General features: G+C 39.2%; 11 protein-coding genes and 13 tRNA genes. 13 read left to right on the plus strand and 11 right to left on the minus strand.

Going from position 1 to position 17,377, the window contains the following annotated elements; translation table 11 throughout:
- Position 1 precedes the first annotated feature (1 nt).
- From I6F45_RS18815 to msrB, 9 genes are all read left to right on the plus strand, one after another.
- Positions 2–862 (plus strand): efflux RND transporter periplasmic adaptor subunit, encoded by an 861-nt coding sequence (locus I6F45_RS18815; RefSeq protein ID WP_197161650.1) that lies wholly within the window; start codon positions 2–4, stop codon positions 860–862.
- A 10-nt stretch (positions 863–872) separates the two neighbouring features.
- Positions 873–2,909 (plus strand): FUSC family protein, encoded by a 2,037-nt coding sequence (locus I6F45_RS18820; protein WP_197161654.1) that lies wholly within the window; start codon positions 873–875, stop codon positions 2,907–2,909.
- A gap of 76 nt (positions 2,910–2,985) precedes the next feature.
- Complete coding sequence (locus tag I6F45_RS18825; RefSeq protein WP_010555372.1) at positions 2,986–3,717, plus strand: RNA methyltransferase; 732 nt, start codon at positions 2,986–2,988, stop codon at positions 3,715–3,717.
- 68 nt (positions 3,718–3,785) lie between these two features.
- Positions 3,786–7,187 carry a chromosome segregation SMC family protein gene (locus tag I6F45_RS18830; RefSeq protein ID WP_197161659.1) on the plus strand — a complete coding sequence of 1,134 codons (3,402 nt, stop codon included), beginning with the start codon at positions 3,786–3,788 and terminating at the stop codon, positions 7,185–7,187.
- Positions 7,188–7,260: 73 nt separating this feature from the next.
- Entirely contained in the window at positions 7,261–8,028 is a 768-nt protein-coding gene (gene zipA / locus I6F45_RS18835; protein ID WP_165740835.1) for a cell division protein ZipA, read from the plus strand.
- Between the two features lie 80 nt (positions 8,029–8,108).
- Complete coding sequence (ligA, locus tag I6F45_RS18840) at positions 8,109–10,127, plus strand: NAD-dependent DNA ligase LigA (RefSeq protein ID WP_197161663.1); 2,019 nt, start codon at positions 8,109–8,111, stop codon at positions 10,125–10,127.
- Between the two features lie 10 nt (positions 10,128–10,137).
- The gene (locus tag I6F45_RS18845; RefSeq protein WP_165740837.1) at positions 10,138–10,656 is read left to right on the plus strand and encodes a DUF2919 domain-containing protein; all 519 of its coding nucleotides are present in this window, start codon (positions 10,138–10,140) and stop codon (positions 10,654–10,656) included.
- 2 nt (positions 10,657–10,658) lie between these two features.
- The gene (locus I6F45_RS18850; RefSeq protein ID WP_197161666.1) at positions 10,659–11,099 is read left to right on the plus strand and encodes a hypothetical protein; all 441 of its coding nucleotides are present in this window, start codon (positions 10,659–10,661) and stop codon (positions 11,097–11,099) included.
- A gap of 93 nt (positions 11,100–11,192) precedes the next feature.
- Positions 11,193–11,633, plus strand: coding sequence for a peptide-methionine (R)-S-oxide reductase MsrB (gene msrB / locus I6F45_RS18855; RefSeq protein ID WP_165741984.1), 441 nt, complete (start codon positions 11,193–11,195; stop codon positions 11,631–11,633).
- 4 nt (positions 11,634–11,637) lie between these two features.
- Here the strand turns inward: msrB and I6F45_RS18860 are convergent, their stop codons facing one another.
- Positions 11,638–13,284, minus strand: coding sequence for a tetratricopeptide repeat-containing response regulator (locus I6F45_RS18860; RefSeq protein ID WP_197161669.1), 1,647 nt, complete (start codon positions 13,282–13,284; stop codon positions 11,638–11,640).
- 271 nt (positions 13,285–13,555) lie between these two features.
- Between I6F45_RS18860 and I6F45_RS21545 the strand changes: the two genes are divergently transcribed.
- Positions 13,556–13,684 (plus strand): hypothetical protein, encoded by a 129-nt coding sequence (locus I6F45_RS21545; protein ID WP_269435025.1) that lies wholly within the window; start codon positions 13,556–13,558, stop codon positions 13,682–13,684.
- 235 nt (positions 13,685–13,919) lie between these two features.
- On the opposite strand, the gene I6F45_RS18865 is transcribed toward I6F45_RS21545, so the two are convergent.
- From I6F45_RS18865 to I6F45_RS18910, 10 genes are all read right to left on the minus strand, one after another.
- Positions 13,920–13,995 (minus strand) — tRNA-Val (locus tag I6F45_RS18865).
- Positions 13,996–14,057: 62 nt separating this feature from the next.
- A tRNA-Val gene (locus I6F45_RS18870) sits at positions 14,058–14,133 on the minus strand.
- 32 nt (positions 14,134–14,165) lie between these two features.
- Positions 14,166–14,241 (minus strand) — tRNA-Val (locus I6F45_RS18875).
- Positions 14,242–14,290: 49 nt separating this feature from the next.
- Positions 14,291–14,366 (minus strand) — tRNA-Val (locus I6F45_RS18880).
- Positions 14,367–14,519: 153 nt separating this feature from the next.
- Positions 14,520–14,595: transfer RNA gene (locus I6F45_RS18885), tRNA-Val, on the minus strand.
- Between the two features lie 160 nt (positions 14,596–14,755).
- Positions 14,756–14,831 (minus strand) — tRNA-Val (locus I6F45_RS18890).
- Between the two features lie 153 nt (positions 14,832–14,984).
- Positions 14,985–15,060: transfer RNA gene (locus I6F45_RS18895), tRNA-Val, on the minus strand.
- Positions 15,061–15,220: 160 nt separating this feature from the next.
- Positions 15,221–15,296 (minus strand) — tRNA-Val (locus I6F45_RS18900).
- A gap of 153 nt (positions 15,297–15,449) precedes the next feature.
- Positions 15,450–15,525: transfer RNA gene (locus tag I6F45_RS18905), tRNA-Val, on the minus strand.
- Between the two features lie 153 nt (positions 15,526–15,678).
- Positions 15,679–15,754, minus strand: a tRNA-Val gene (locus I6F45_RS18910).
- A 1,169-nt stretch (positions 15,755–16,923) separates the two neighbouring features.
- On the opposite strand from I6F45_RS18910, the gene I6F45_RS18915 reads away from it, so the two are divergent.
- From I6F45_RS18915 to I6F45_RS18925, 3 genes are all read left to right on the plus strand, one after another.
- Positions 16,924–16,999: transfer RNA gene (locus tag I6F45_RS18915), tRNA-Ala, on the plus strand.
- 37 nt (positions 17,000–17,036) lie between these two features.
- Positions 17,037–17,112: transfer RNA gene (locus I6F45_RS18920), tRNA-Glu, on the plus strand.
- Between the two features lie 177 nt (positions 17,113–17,289).
- Positions 17,290–17,365, plus strand: a tRNA-Glu gene (locus tag I6F45_RS18925).
- Positions 17,366–17,377 lie beyond the last annotated feature (12 nt).

Below are 17,377 nucleotides of genomic sequence, written 5' to 3' on the forward strand. Positions count from 1 at the left end.
AATGATTAAATATCTGCGTATTACTTTTACTATCTTGGTTGTTATAGCTGCGGTTTTTGCTGGGCGTTGGGTATGGACTGACTACATGCATACTCCTTGGACGCGCGACGGTCGCATTCGAGCAGACATAGTTACAGTTGCTCCAGACGTGTCGGGTTGGGTGACTGCTTTAAACATTAAAGATGGTCAAAACGTACAAAAAGGCGAAGTACTTTTTAATGTTGATCAAAAGCGTTACCAAGCAGCGCTTGATAAAAGTAAAGCCAATACAGAAAATACGCTATATACATGGGAGCTTGCTAAACATAAATACGAAAGACGTGTTGAGCTAAACACTCAACAGGCAATAAGTGAAGAAACGCTAGAATCAACACGTATCAATACTAAAATTGCTGAGGCAAATTATAACCTAGCTAAAACAGAGCAAACAATTGCGCAATTAAATGTTGATAGAACTAAAATTGTTGCGCCTGCATCGGGACAAATAATTAATCTGAATTTACGCCAAGGTAACTATGTAGCTCAAGGCACACCTGTGTTTGCTATCGTGCAGTCAGATTCATTTTACGTAACGGGTTACTTTGAAGAGAGTAAAATACCGCTTATTTATCCTGATCAAAAAGCTAAAATAGCGCTTCTAAGCGGTGGTAAGCAATTAACGGGGCATGTAGTGAGTGTAGGTAAAGCAATTGCAAATACGAATACACAAAGTAACGGGCAGCTTTTACCACAAGTACAACAAACATTTAATTGGGTACGTTTATCGCAACGTATTCCTGTTGATATTAAGTTAGATTCATTGCGCGAAGATACACAGTTAAGCGCAGGAATGACCGCCACAATACATCTCGCTACACGTTAAGGGGAAGACAGTGGGCGTTGTATTACAAAATTTGTTTTTTCCTAAAAAACAGGCAATTATTTTTGCGACTAAGGGCGTTATAGCCATGGTAATGGCGCTTACTATTGCTATGTGGCTTAATCTTGAAAGACCTTATTGGGCGTTAGTCTCGGCTATATTTTTGCAATTACGCCCGCAAAGCGGATTGGTTATTGAAAAAGCAATTTGCCAAATAATAGGCACCATAGTGGGTGGTTTATTTGGCATATTGCTTTTAACTCAGTTAATTCTCTACCCTTATTTAGCGCTCGGTGCATTGGCATTATGGTTGGGGGTAAACTCTGCGTTATCGGCAATGGTACGCCAAGCAAACTTTGTTTATGCGTTTGCTATGGCAGGTGTAACAGCCGCTATTATTGTACTTTTAGTCATGGTTACTCCGGCAATGGTGAGCAGCCAAAGCATATTTGATATTGCACAAGCGCGCGTGAGTGAAATAGTAATAGGCTCAATATGTGCAGGCCTTGTGAGCCATTTGTTTTGGCCTGTAAAAGTTAAACACTTACTGCAAGTACAAGCGCGGTCGGTTATAAACCAAACGTTAGATTATTTAGTAACTGAGCTTGATTCTAAAGGCTCGCACGAAAATCGCCATCAGCAAATAGATGGCATTATGGCAACATTAGGATCAATAAACGAAGACTCCAGCGCAGTAAGGTACGAAGGGCCAAAAGGTCCAGGGCGCTCACGTGCTGCAAATCAATTGTCGCAAAAAGTACTTTCTTTACTGGCTTCAATTCAAATAATTGGTCGCCTGCAACGAAACCACGCAGACCTTATTACTCCCACATTAGACAAATTAATAAGTAAACTTAAACACGTATTCGCGCAAATTAAAGAATCTGACGATTTTGATTACTGCGCCGAACAAGTTAAAACGCTGCGTAAAGAGCTAACCGACTATAGAGCAAATACGATGTGTGATTCGCCATTTGAATCTCACATGCTCAATGTGAGCTTAGAAGTGGCAGCCGACTTAACAATTTTACTACGGGCATACAGAGCTTTAGAACAACGCGATAAAACATTATTAAATGCACCCAGTATGCTTACATATCGCGACCCATTAGCTGGCATTATTGTTGGATTTAGAACTGCTTTGGTGTTTTCTATCGGCGCATTTATTTGGATTAATACAGGTTCTTCAGCTGCATTATTAATTATGATATTACCGGTCATATTTTCGATAATGCTGTCGAGAATACCCTTGGCTATTTTACAGGTTGTAATTAAACGTTTATTGGCAGGTATAATTGTTGCTACTTTTGTAACTATTTTTTATGCGTTAAATTTACTGTCGCAAAGTGGTGGGCAATTAGAAATATTGTTGCTTGTATTAGCTGGTCCGTATTTTTTGGGTTTGCTGTTACTCGCTGATCAACAAACGCTGCCATACGGCTTAGGGTTTTGTATTCCATTTACTATTTTGGTTAGACCCAGCACGGATATGAGCCTAGCTTTTTCAATTGATTATACACTCAGCTCTGCAATCGCGATTTTTGCTGGCGTGAGTATTTTATTTTGGATTTTTCAGTTATTTACAGGGCCAAGTGTTCAGTTACTTGTTCATCGTGTTTTTAAGGCTACCTATAAAGATTTACTCGAAATAAATACCCATCAAACTCCGAGTATTTGGTACAACCGCCGCATGGCAGATAGGTTAATACGCTTAACTAATTACGATCAGGGCTCACACTCACGCGCCATTACTGACCTTGCCCTAACCGGTTTAAACTTAGGACATGCCTCAGTGCGATTAAACTCAATTTGCGAAAATCTTGCTGGTGACACAAAGCTAAAATATTTAAATGAGTGGCAACGCACGTTGGCTGATGCATTTATGCTGGCTACCAAAGGTAAGTTTGATGAAAACTTTAAGCAAGCGTCTGATAATCTTTATAACGAATTAGCCGCATCTGTTGGTGATTCAAACCAATTAGAGGCAATAAAAGGGATGTTTATTCGCATTAATCTGACCTTTGAAAGAAGTGCGAGTAAGATAAATTAGCCCTATTCGCTGCTTTTCGAGTTCAGATGTTATAACGAAATCTGTTATACTTGCTGGATAATTTTATGGGGCTGTTATGATTTCAAAAAACCAACTCAAACTTATTCGCCAACTTGGCCAAAAAAAGTACCGAAAGCAATATAATCAATACCTTGTACAGGGTGAAAAAAACGTACTTGAGTTATTAAACAGCCCATTAAATGCGGTTAATATTTTTGCTACAAACGAATTTATAAATGCGTACCAAGGTGAGTATCAGCACGCTAATTTTATTGAAGCGGATGAAGAGACCCTCACTAAAGCGAGCACGCTAGTTAGCAATAATGCAGCCATTGCTATTGTTGATATGCCAAAGGCAGCTTTACCACAAGCAAATGGCTTAATACTCGCGCTTGATGGCGTATCAGACCCTGGTAACTTAGGCACAATAATTAGAGTAGCTGATTGGTACGGTATTAAACATATAGTAACTAGCACCGACAGCGCAGACGCTTACAACCCTAAAACAATTAGCGCCACAATGGGCTCATTTGTAAGGGTATCGGTAAGCCAAGTAGATTTACCTGATTACTTACAGTCTTTAAATTTACCTGTTTACGGTGCTTTTTTAGATGGACAAAGTGTACATAAAACCCAATTTACGGGCTCAGGCGTTTTGCTAATGGGCAGTGAGTCGCATGGTATACGCGAGACATGTGCAAAGTTAGTGACCAATAAAATCACCATTCCCGCTTTTGGTGGAGCAGAGTCACTTAATGTTGCAATGGCGACCGGTATTATTTTAGATAACTTTAAACGACAAGCTTAATCTATTAGTAAATTATGGGTTAAATTGTTTATGACAAATAACAATAATAAATTGGTAATAACAATAAGATGCGCTTAAGCACTATTAAATTAGCGGGCTTTAAATCGTTTGTAGAGCCCACTAAAATTCCATTTCCTGATCAAATGACGTGTGTTGTAGGCCCTAATGGCTGTGGCAAATCTAACGTTATTGATGCAGTACGATGGGTGCTAGGTGAAAGCTCTGCTAAAAACCTGCGTGGCGATGCCATGACCGACGTTATTTTTAATGGCTCAACTAATCGTAAAGCCATATCACAAGCTTCTGTAGAGCTTGTTTTTGATAACGATAAAGGTAGTCCTTCTAATACATTTGCCGACAGAAACCAAATTGCAATTAAACGCTTAGTAACGCGCGACGGGCTATCGCTGTACTTTTTAAATGGCAGTAAATGCCGTAAGCGTGATATTACCGATATATTTTTAGGTACAGGTCTTGGTCCGCGTAGTTACGCGATTATTGAGCAAGGGATGATCTCGCGCTTAATAGAAAGTAAACCACAAGAATTACGTGTATTTTTAGAAGAAGCCGCTGGTGTTTCTAAATACAAAGAGCGCCGCCGCGAAACACAAACACGCATTAAAAGCACCCGCGAAAACCTTGAACGTTTGTTAGATGTGCGTAAAGAGCTGCAAAGCCAGTTAGATAAACTCGCTGTGCAGTCAGTTGATGCAAAAAAATACCGAGAGTTAAAAGCGCAAGAGCGAACGCTAAAAGGGCAAATTGCGGTTTTAAAATGGCAAAAGTTACATCAGCAACAACTTGAAAAAAGTACTCTAATTAAAAAACTGAACGATCAAATTTCTTTTTTTAAAACTGCTAACTCAGGGCATGACGATGTACTTGCAAGCTTAGAAGGGCAAGTACAAGCCAAGCAAGATAAACTAAGCGATGCACAGCATCAGCAACATGTAATACACACCGAGCTTACCCGCGCTGAGCAACAGCAAATAAATGTAAAGCAACAAACTCAAACGCTTAAACAAAATTTAATTAAATTACAGCAACGCCAAACCCATAGCACTGAAGTTAAAACGCAGCAGCAAATTGTGTGCGAGCAACTAAATGAAGCCCTGCAAGAGGCAAGTGAAAACGCGTTAATGTGCGAAGAGCAAGTTAGGAAGTTAACGCATGAGCTTGAGGAATTATTAGCACTGAAGCAGCGCCACAATACACACTGGCAAACTTTGTGTGAGCAACAGCAACAACTTAATAATAATGCGCAACTGCATAGCAGTCACATTAAACAAACTCAGCAGCAAATAAGCCACGTTAACGAGCAAATTGATCAGTTAAATACGCAGCTTACTGACTTACAAAGTAGCGATGTAGAACAACAATTAACGCAGCAAACACAGCAAACACAAACATTAACCCAAGAACTTGCTGCTAAACAAACAGCGCACACGCAGTGCAGTGCTAAGCTTGAAGTGCAAAATGAGCGTGTTAATAACTCACAAAAGCAATATTCGACGCTTACTCAAACAATAAACGAGTTAAAAGCTAGTATAACAGGGCTTAAAAGTACATTAGGGCTTGATGAAGAAAGTGAAAGTACTAATGGTTTGTTTAATCAGCTAAGTGTTAAAGAAGACTTTGAGCCCTTAATAGAGCAAGCACTTAAATCGCTAGAGAACTTAAATGTAAGTCAGCAGCAAGCTGATAATAGTGTGTGGCCAATTAGTGGTAAGCACATTGCTGAAAATAGCTTAGCTGCATTCATAACAAGCGGCGTGTACCCAGATCATTTAACGCGCATTGCTTATAGCGAGAGCGGTGATCTAACGCTCTTAAAAGATGCTTATTATACAGCCGTTATGGATAAAAACGGTGCTTTATATGGTCGTAACTGGCATGTAAGTGCCGATCGAAATGCAGAAAACTCATTACTTTTAAAACATAAGCAATTGCAGGATAAAGCTCAGCAGTTAACCAATGCCGAGGATGAGCTAAAACAAGTAACACACACTCGTGATGAACATACAGCTGATCAAATAAAGTTAATTAACGAGCAAAGCGAGCTAAAAGAAGCCATACATGAGCTTGCGCAAAATATAGCAGTAGCCGGTACACGCAGCGATATGCTCAAACAGCAAGTAGCGCACTTTAAGCTGCAACTAGAAAAGTTACAGCAACAAAAACAGCAATTAACCACTGCGCTTTTGCAATTAAATAAAGTGCTTGATGAGCAAACAGAGCAATTTGAAGTGTTAAATGAGCAGCAACTTAACTTAGCGGATGAGGTAGACGCTGCAAATAGCCTGCGCTCACAAAGTGATAAAAGTTATAGCGAAGCATTAAGCATGCTTGAGCAATATAAAACGCAAGCGCATAAGGCAACGCTCTCAGAGCAAAAGGCACGCAGTGAATGGCAGTTAAGCCAAACCAAATTGAGCCATGCAGAGCAAGAGCACGTTAGTGCATCTGAAGGTGCGCAAGAATTACTCAATGAAATAGAAGAGCTGCTGATCCCAGAGCAAGAACTGGGCGATAAAATAACGCAGTTTTTAGCGCAGCATCAAAAAGGCGAGCAGGCACTGGTATTGCTACAAAAAGAATTAGCTCACGCTAAAGAAAGTTTAAATAGCAAGCAAGCAAGTCTTAAAAACTCACAAGGTGAGCTGGTGGGCTTGCAAGAGCAGCATCAAAAGCTAAAAATTGAAGAGCAAAGCTTACTAATAAAAGCGCAAGTTGCGCTCGAGCCATTAGAAGAGCTAAAGCAAAGCTTAAAAGCAATACTTGATGAATTACCTGATTCATTGAATTTAAGTGCAGCGCAAAATCAGTTAACCGGATTTACTAATCAGTTAGATAAATTAGGTGCAGTAAACTTAGCGGCAATTGAAGAATTTGATTTAGCTAAAGCTCGTAGTGATTATCTTGATAATCAATTAGATGATTTAACAAAAGCGTTAAGTACCCTTGAAGGTGCAATTCGTAAAATTGATAGTGAGACCAAAATACGCTTTAAAGCGACGTTCGATCAAGTTAACGAAGACTTTGCAGAGCTATTTCCTAAAGTTTTTGGTGGTGGTAGTGCGTATTTAGAATTAACCAGTGACGATTTACTCGAAAGTGGTGTTAGTATAATGGCACGACCACCGGGTAAGAAAAATTCAACAATTCATTTGTTAAGTGGTGGAGAAAAAGCGCTGACCGCATTATCATTAGTGTTTTCTATATTCAGGCTCAATCCAGCTCCTTTCTGTATGCTGGACGAAGTAGATGCACCATTAGATGATGCCAACGTTGTGCGTTTTTGCCGTTTGGTTGAAGAAATGTCACAATCAGTGCAGTTTATTTATATTAGTCATAATAAAATTGCGATGGAAATGGCTGGTAGATTAACAGGTGTTACTATGGCAGAACCTGGCGTATCGCGTATGGTTGCTGTAGATATAGAGCAGGCTGTGCAACTTGCACATGCATAAATTTTTATAACAAGTGTATTATTTTTAATTAATATACAGGTTTTAGGCATATCAAATAATAAAAGGTGAGGGGATGGCCGAACAATTAAGATGGGTTTTAATCATTATCAGTGTAGTTGTCATTGGTGGTTTATTAATACATGGATTGTGGTCTGTGAGAAAAAAAGACCGCCCAGAAGTATCTGATAACGAGCGGGTTGAACCATTACAAGAAAGCGCATCAGCTTCATCTAAACCGTTTCGAACTGAGGCTGAACCAAAAGAGCTAATGCAAAACGAACGTGATGAGCCACAGTTTGGTGAGCTTAACTTTGATGCAAATGAGCCGCAAATAGATACAAGCGTTCCAGAAGTGCCGATTGAAGATGACCTAGAAATAGTTGATGACCTAGAAGCAAAAGAGCAAAGCGCTGAAGAAGCACCTGCCCAAATGTCTGACTTTGTTATTGTACATATTCAAATGCCGGAAGAGCTTAGTATGCAGGGCAGTAAATTATTGCCGGCAGTTAACACTTTAGGTTTTAAATATTCTGAGGAAGGCTTTTTTAATCGCCACTTAGATCCGGCTGGTCAAGGCCCTGTTTTATTTAGATTAGTAAATATGTACAACCCAGGTACGTTTGATATTGATAATATGGAACAGTTTAGTACCGCTGGGGTAAGCTTATTTATGACGTTACCGTGCGACGGCGATGGTCTAGCTGCATTTAATATGTTGCACAGCGCAGCTAAAAAGTTAGCGGATGAATTTGGTGCACAAATTTTAGATGCTGAGCGAAATGAAATGACAGTAGATCGCGTAAGACAATATGTTGAGCAGGTTCGTTCTTTTTCAGCGTAAATAACGCATACATTATATTTTTATAAGCCACTGGACGGTGAATCGTCAAAGTGGCTTTTTTTATGTTTATTGAGGTTTAAATGTCTAGCAGCATTAGTGAGCAAGTTAATCATCTTCGTACTACATTAGAGCAACACAACTATAATTATTATGTGCTCGACACCCCCAGTATTCCTGATTCTGAATACGATAGGTTATTACGCGAACTAAGCGCACTTGAAACCGAGCATCCTGAATTTTTAACCGCCGATTCACCTACACAAAAAGTAGGCGGTGCAGCACTTAGTAAATTTGAACAAGTAGCGCACCAAGTGCCCATGTTATCGCTTGATAATGCCTTTAGTGAAGAAGAGTTCACTGCATTTAACCGCCGTATAAAAGAGCGTTTAATGAGTACCGATGAGCTTACATTTTGTTGTGAGCCAAAACTTGATGGTTTAGCTGTATCGATTATTTATCGCGATGGTGTGCTTGTACAGGCAGCTACTCGAGGCGATGGTTTTACTGGTGAAAACATTACTCAAAATGTAAAAACAATTCGTAATGTACCCCTTAAGTTACGTGGCGATTATCCAAAAGAACTAGAAGTGCGCGGTGAGGTGTTTATGGACAGCGCGGGCTTTGACAAATTAAACAGCGAAGCTGAGAAACGTGGTGATAAAGTATTTGTTAACCCACGTAATGCCGCAGCGGGTAGCTTACGTCAGCTCGACTCTAAAATTACCGCCAAACGGCCACTTATGTTTTACGCTTACAGTACGGGGCTTGTTGCTGATGGCAATATTCCTGAGGATCACTATCAGCAATTAGAAAAGTTGACTGATTGGGGATTACCGCTTTGCCCTGAAACAAAACTAGTTGAAGGCCCACAAGCGGCGCTTGAGTATTACAGTGATATTTTAACGCGCCGTGGTGAGCTTAAATATGAAATTGATGGCGTAGTAATAAAAATAAATCAAAAGACCTTACAAGAGCGTTTAGGCTTTGTAGCGCGTGCTCCTCGCTGGGCTATTGCGTATAAATTCCCAGCGCAAGAAGAAATAACCCAACTACTTGATGTTGAATTTCAAGTTGGGCGTACGGGTGCTATTACACCGGTTGCACGCTTAGAGCCTGTTTTTGTAGGTGGCGTAACAGTATCAAATGCAACACTTCATAATGGCGATGAAATTGCTCGTTTAGGTGTAAAAGTGGGCGATACAGTTATTATTCGCCGCGCAGGAGACGTGATCCCGCAAATAACTCAAGTTGTGCTTGAACGCCGCCCTGATAATGCACGCGATATAGAGTTTCCTGTAACGTGCCCAATTTGTGACTCCCATGTTGAAAAAGTAGAAGGCGAAGCTGTAGCCCGTTGTACGGGTGGACTTGTATGTCCTGCACAGCGTAAGCAAGCTATTAAGCACTTTGCTTCGCGCAAAGCGCTGGATATAGATGGTCTTGGCGATAAAATTGTTGATCAGCTAGTCGATAGAGAACTTATAAAAACACCTGCTGATTTGTTTATATTAAAACAAGGGCATTTTGAATCACTTGAGCGCATGGGACCTAAGTCGGCTAAAAATTTGGTAACAGCACTTGAAGAGGCTAAAGGCACTACGCTTGCTAAGTTTTTATACTCTTTGGGTATTCGTGAAGCCGGTGAAGCAACAGCACAAAATTTAGCAAATCACTTCCTATCCCTTGAAAATGTAATAAATGCCAGCATTGATAGTTTAACGCAGGTGAGCGATGTAGGCGAAATTGTAGCTGCTCATGTTCGTGGCTTTTTTGATGAAGAGCATAATTTAGCAGTTGTTAATGCGCTTATAGAACAAGGCGTAAATTGGCCAGCGCTAAGTGCACCTTCTGAGGAAGAACAGCCGCTAGCAGGGCTTACTTATGTACTTACAGGTACGCTTAATACACTTAATCGTAATGATGCTAAAGCGCGCTTACAGCAACTAGGCGCCAAAGTATCGGGTAGTGTATCGGCTAAAACAGATGCACTAGTAGCAGGTGAAAAAGCAGGTTCAAAATTAACTAAAGCGCAAGACCTAGGTATCGACATACTAACGGAAGATGAGTTAATAGAGCTGCTCATAAAGCATAACGGTTAGGAAAACAAAAATGAGCCGATATGGGCCAGAATACTGGGATAAGTACGGAAGTTACCGTACACCTATTGCATTTCATTTAAGTGTGCTTGTGCTTTTACGCGGCTATTTTATTTGGGTGATAGCGGCTTTAAGCCGCAGACCTGAACTGGATTTAATGTCGTTATTTTTTAAAAATAAAAATGACTTTTTTATCGCAATAGCAATCGGAAGTGTTGCAATAATACCGACTATTTTATTTTGCTTACGCAGGCCTCGAGATTCGCATAGTGCGAGCGACAGGTTAGCAAAAGTATGGCGACATATGCGTTGGCCCCTTATTTTATGCGCCGTTGTTGATTTGACATGGTTAAGTGTTCAAGCTGCGCATAGTCATTATCGATTTTCACCATTTTTAGCCATACAAATGATGATTGTTTTATGGGTACTGTGGTATTTGATGAAAAGCCGTTATTTAACTGTTTTTTTTAATGATTGGCCTGAGCCGACAGAAAAAGCATCAGAAGAAAAAAAGCGACTTAAAAGGGATTAGATGTGGACGCTGTAAATAAAAAAATAGCGATAGCGGTTTCGCTAATAGGATTAGTGCTTGTTATTTTAATGATTAGCACTGAGCTTTTAGAGTTTATGTGGTTTAAAGTGTTATTTGGATTATGGATATTTATTTTTTGTTCAAGTATTTATAGACTTACCCCGCTATTTAAATCAAGAAATAGGTTAGAAGATTTTATTCAACGAGATGCCCAGCACTTATTACTTTTTAGTTTGATGGGATTTTTTGATAAAAAGCACGGTCCAGATTGGTTAGTTATTGAGAGTATTGAACGTATAACGACAAAGGATGATGGGCTAATAATTTATAGTAATAACGAGCGTCAAATGAGCGTTAGTTTGCCTGTAAAAAAAGCAGAACTAGCTAGTTTTATTAAACGAATACTTACCGATTCAGAAAAGCAAAACATTACCTTTGATTAGGCTGATCTTCGCTCTATTCAAAAACGTAATACTTGGTGATACTTTTCTATAAATTTAGAAAGTACCGCTAATCAACTATTCAATGAGGTTATTATGTTGAAGTGGAATGATGTTATTAATTTTGCCACCAACGGCAATCCTACCCCGAGTAAAAAAGTAGTCAAAACTGATGAGCAGTGGCGTATGCAACTATCAGAAGATGAATATTACGTAACACGTAAAAAGGGAACAGAGCGCCCAGGTAGCTCGGGTAGTTGTACATTGCTCGAACCTGGCAAGTATGTGTGCATTTGCTGTGATAATCTATTGTTTGATGCAGATGAAAAGTTTGATAGCGGTACTGGTTGGCCGTCATTTACGCAACCTGCAACAATTGAAGCAATTGGTTATGTAAGCGATACAAGTCATGGTATGGAGCGCATAGAGGTGGTTTGTAACGTGTGTGATTCGCACTTAGGGCATATATTTCCAGATGGCCCATTGCCAACAGGTTTACGTTATTGCGTTAATGCCGGATCAATGAAAAAACTCTAATATTTTATTTACTAGCGCTTTGAATATCTAAATTCATTTCTTTTGCTATATGTAAAATCTTATCTAAACGCTGCGTCTGATCTGCTTGTAACTTAGCTTTATCAAGAAGGGCGTAGCATCTTTTAGCAAGTTCTATGTTGAATGAGCTGCCAGATTGCTTGGTTGAATCAAATAAACACTGTAATAAATTAAGTGCGATATTTTGATTACGAGGCATGACTCTAAATGCTTGTGTAAAAGCTTCCAACGCAGTATTTAATTGGCCTTTATTAAATTGACTAACGGCATGGTTGTTAAGCTCTTTTGGACCCATTTTAATATCGCGTCGCTCACTTTGTTGCTGCTGAATATAACGCAAGTAAGTTGTGTCGCTAACCGCAGGGTGTCTTTCACAGTGGCTGATTATTTGAGTGAATAAGGCTTGTGCCTTTTGATGAAACCCCAACTCATGAAACGCCTTTGCTTTATCAAGTGCGCCATCAACCGATCGGATGTGAGTATCGTCATCATCAAGCTGCTCAATTAGCTTTTTAGCTTTTTGGTGCTCGTCTTTTAAATAATGAAGTCGTGCATTAAGTACATCAATTTGAGCTTGATTCGCATTATTAGGAAACTGTTTTTTTAAATCATTAATGTACTGATTAGTTTGCCTTGAAATTCGCTGTATTTGATCGGTTTGATCCGTCGTTAGCGCAAAGTCGATACCAGCACGAGCTGCATTTAAATATACATCCGGGTGGTCGTGTATTGAATGTTTTGCAAAGGTGGCTATATCTTTTTGAGTTAAGTAGCTTTTTTCGTAGTCGTGATTAATTAGCGACACATTGCTTAGCGATTTTTGACGTGAAATATTGCGTGGTGCAATTTCTGCAGCTTGGCTTAAAAAGCTTTGTGCTAGCTCAAATTGATTTAGCTTTATTTCTAATCTGCCCAACAAATCAAGGGCTACTAAACGAGTTTCTTGGCGCTCTAACATTGTTTTGAGCATTCGCTGCGCCAAAATATGTTCGTTATTCGCTATAAGTGCTTCTACTAAGCCTACTTTTGCCCAAGCAAATTTTTGAATGTCGAGAACAGACTTAAAAAAGTCTTTCGCATCTTGAGCGCGCTTTAAGCGAAGTAAGGCATCACCTTTTAAGCGAAGTAGGATAGGGCTGTAATTATTATTTTTTTTATCCAGAGCGGTATCAATAAACTTAATAGCTTTTGAATCGTTACCATCATCAATTAATGAATACACTGTTTGTAAGTCGTGTTTACGCTTTAGGATTCGTTCAATGCGTATTTTAAGCTCTTGTACTGTAAAAGGTTTAACTAAAAAGTCATCAGGTTGCAGCTCAAGAACACTATGAACGAGTGAGCCACTTGTTTCTGCTGAGATAAAAATAAAGCCAGTCGAGCTTTTTATGAGTTGCTTTACACGTAGCTCTTCATAAAGCTGGTAGCCATCTTGGTGTTTATTTAAGTTGAATGAGCAAACGATTAGATCAAATTCTTCACTTAAACACTGCTCTTTTGCAGAATTTGCATGATCAGCAAAGCGCAACTGCCGAAAGCCAAGCCTTTCTAACGATTGTTTCATATAGCTTTGAGCAAGTGGCTGCTCCTCTACTATAAGTATTTTGGCTTTTGAATAGATCTTAGTTGGCATTGGCTTAAGCGTGATTGTATTTAACACAGACTATAATCAACAGTTTAACTCCTTACAAGGGAATTTAAATGATAGCTGTATTTATTAGGTAGTTAACTTTGCCTAATACGTTTATCTAACTACGAAGGTACTGAGCCGAATAACATAATTAAAAACTAAATAAGTAAAATTGATAACGCTATATTTGATGAGTGCTTTGATATGGAAATTTAGATTTTAATAAAAATATGAAATGTATTTAAGGTAAAAAGAGGAGTTAAACGTATTCAATATGGGAAAAGAGTTATTACTAGAGAAGTTGTCATTTAAAGAGTTATCTGATGGTATTTATATGTGGTGGGTGATTACTTGGCTTGATACCAGTGACTTAATTACATACGACTTATACCAACCTGCATAAATCTTTGATCAATTTAACGAATTAAATTGCACTATAACGTCGTTAAAAATTTTTTATTTAGAACAACTAGATACAAAAACTTTTGCCTAGTTCTAGTGTAATTTTCTTAACGTTAAATAGACCCCATATATAAGCAGATTGGTATTATATATTGAGTTTTTATGAAGTTCTTAAATGTATTTAATATGCGAAGAAAGAGTTATTACTAGAGAGGTTGTCTGATGGTATTTATATGTGGTGGGTGATACTGGACTTGAACCAGTGACCCTCGCCTTGTAAGGGCGATGCTCTCCCAACTGAGCTAATCACCCACATATAATAGGTATGCCTGTTATTTAATTCTTTATTATCAAATTAACCGCTTGATGTAATTTGGTGGGTGATACTGGACTTGAACCAGTGACCCTCGCCTTGTAAGGGCGATGCTCTCCCAACTGAGCTAATCACCCAAATTACATTTTAATATGCACCATTCTAGGAATGGTGGGTCGTACTGGACTTGAACCAGTGACCCTCGCCTTGTAAGGGCGATGCTCTCCCAACTGAGCTAACGACCCATATTAAAATTTTAAAACGCGACTATTGATATAATAATAGGTTTATATGTGGTGGGTGATACTGGACTTGAACCAGTGACCCTCGCCTTGTAAGGGCGATGCTCTCCCAACTGAGCTAATCACCCACATATAAATTAAAACGCTACTATTGAAATAAATAGTACTGGACTTTAACCAGTGAACCTCGCCGTTACTTGTAAATAGCGGTAATGTTCTCTTTTTTCTAACTGAGCTAACGACCCATTTAGATTTTCTTGTAATATGCACCATTCTAAGAATGGTGGGTCGTACTGGACTTGAACCAGTGACCCTCGCCTTGTAAGGGCGATGCTCTCCCAACTGAGCTAACGACCCATATTACATGCTACTACCTATATAGATAGTACTGGACTTTAACCAGTGAACTTCGCCATCTTTTATAAAATGCGGTGATGCTCTCTTTTCTTGTAACTGAGCTAACGACCCATATTACAATTTTAAAACACGACTATTATATAATAATAGGTTTTATATGTGGTGGGTGATACTGGACTTGAACCAGTGACCCTCGCCTTGTAAGGGCGATGCTCTCCCAACTGAGCTAATCACCCACATATAAATTAAAACGCTACTATTGAAATAAATAGTACTGGACTTTAACCAGTGAACCTCGCCGTTACTTGTAAATAGCGGTAATGTTCTCTTTTTTCTAACTGAGCTAACGACCCATTTAGATTTTCTTGTAATATGCACCATTCTAAGAATGGTGGGTCGTACTGGACTTGAACCAGTGACCCTCGCCTTGTAAGGGCGATGCTCTCCCAACTGAGCTAACCACCCATATTACATGCTACTACCTATATAGATAGTACTGGACTTTAACCAGTGAACTTCGCCATCTTTTATAAAATGCGGTGATGCTCTCTTTTCTTGTAACTGAGCTAACGACCCATATTACAATTTTAAAACACGACTATTATATAATAATAGGTTTTATATGTGGTGGGTGATACTGGACTTGAACCAGTGACCCTCGCCTTGTAAGGGCGATGCTCTCCCAACTGAGCTAATCACCCACATATAAATTAAAACGCTACTATTGAAATAAATAGTACTGGACTTTAACCAGTGAACCTCGCCGTTACTTGTAAATAGCGGTAATGTTCTCTTTTTTCTAACTGAGCTAACGACCCATTTAGATTTTCTTGTAATATGCACCATTCTAAGAATGGTGGGTCGTACTGGACTTGAACCAGTGACCCTCGCCTTGTAAGGGCGATGCTCTCCCAACTGAGCTAACCACCCACATATAAATTAAAACGCTACTATTAAAATAAATAGTACTGGACTTTAACCAGTGAACTTCACTGTTGCTTATAAGTAGCGGTGATGCTCTCTTTTTTCTAATTGAGCTTAGGACCCGTATAGAATTTAGATGTGAACACTTTAATTAAAAAGTGGTGGGTGATACTGGACTTGAACCAGTGACCCTCGCCTTGTAAGGGCGATGCTCTCCCAACTGAGCTAATCACCCACATCTAAACAACATTGCATTGCTGCGTTGTTGTGGGGCGCTATTATAGATAGAGTTGAAAATGTGTCAACACTTGAATGATAAAAATGTGCTGAATGAAGGTTTTATAAACAATAGGATATGGTTGAAGTCTATTTTATCATCAAATTTGATATTGCAGTTCAATTAAGCACCTAATAAGCTCCTAAAAGTGAGTAGGGAATTGTATTTTATTAATCTTAAATTTAGCTTCACGATACTTATTGTTTTTTTTACTGGAGTCGTTTTTATGATTATGAGCAAGATGGATTAATATTAGGGCTAGTTATTTAGTGAATAGAGCGGTCCTTTAAAAATGAATTTAATCTAAACTTCCCAAAACAAATGCTATTTTCAGCATTCTAAACTCTATTTTTGTACTTACTTTATTTTTATAAGCCAACCTAGCCAAATCGTAAATACTCATACTTCACTAATAGCCTTCGGATTAAGACTAAATAGATCACACATAACTAGTGCGTGTTGACCTTTGTGGATTGAACCCAAAGGGCAGCGCATGTTTGGACTTTATGCGGCGTTATCGCCTATTCATGGGTAATAACCAAACTACAATAGGCTCTGCCTTGCCTAAAAAGCAAACATACTGCTGCAAATTCACCCACCAAAGATCAACACGCCCTGAAGTTTTGTACATAGCATTACGAAGCTACAATGCTCTTTAAAAAATATTCTTCAAACAATAATCGAGTTTTTAGTACGAGTGACGCTGGTTAATAAGCAAGTAAAGGCTGCGGGTACTCTCAAATCCACATTTAAGTTTTGGTTATTATAAGCAATTGTAACTTTTAAAAGATTAAGGCGATTGGCGGGGCCTTAATTGGTAGTTTTTAGATAAGTTCAATTTGCATATAAATGTATACCTTTGCTTTGATGCAATTTTGTTGCATTAAATAGGGGAGTAGGGTGTTGTTAAGTATTCGCTGCGATATAGTGATGTTATTATAAGCAGTAGGGCTAGAATCTTATTCAAATTGTATTTTTTAGCACGCTTGATAGCCAGTTTGTTGAAAATTAAACCATTTAAATAAAGCTAGGTAAAAAACTGTTGACTTTATTTTGGGTGGTGCATAGAATGCGCCCCGCACTAAGCGATACACGATGTGTTTATCACGACGGGTATTGATTAAGTTGGGGCCATAGCTCAGCTGGGAGAGCGCTTCGCTGGCAGTGAAGAGGTCTGCGGTTCGATCCCGCATGGCTCCACCAAAAATTAGTGTTTTGTCCTAGGGTAGCAGTTTTCTGTGTCCCCATCGTCTAGAGGCCTAGGACACCGCCCTTTCACGGCGGTAACAGGGGTTCGAATCCCCTTGGGGACGCCACTTAACTTTTATTAGTTAAAGGCGGTTTTACCGAGANACTTTTATTAGTTAAAGGCGGTTTTACCGAGAAAATAGCGTCACAATTAAAGCTCGAGTCTTTACTTGTATTAAACGCAATTACCTTAAAGCTCATGATGTGAGTTAAACTTATCAACTGTCCTAGTGACACATTTATGTGTCCCCATCGTCTAGAGGCCTAGGACACCGCCCTTTCACGGCGGTAACAGGGGTTCGAATCCCCTTGGGGACGCCACTTACTTATTTT

The sequence above is a fragment of the Pseudoalteromonas sp. SWYJZ19 genome (genome assembly GCF_015864375.1).
GTDB classification, from domain to species: Bacteria; Pseudomonadota; Gammaproteobacteria; order Enterobacterales; family Alteromonadaceae; genus Pseudoalteromonas; species Pseudoalteromonas arctica.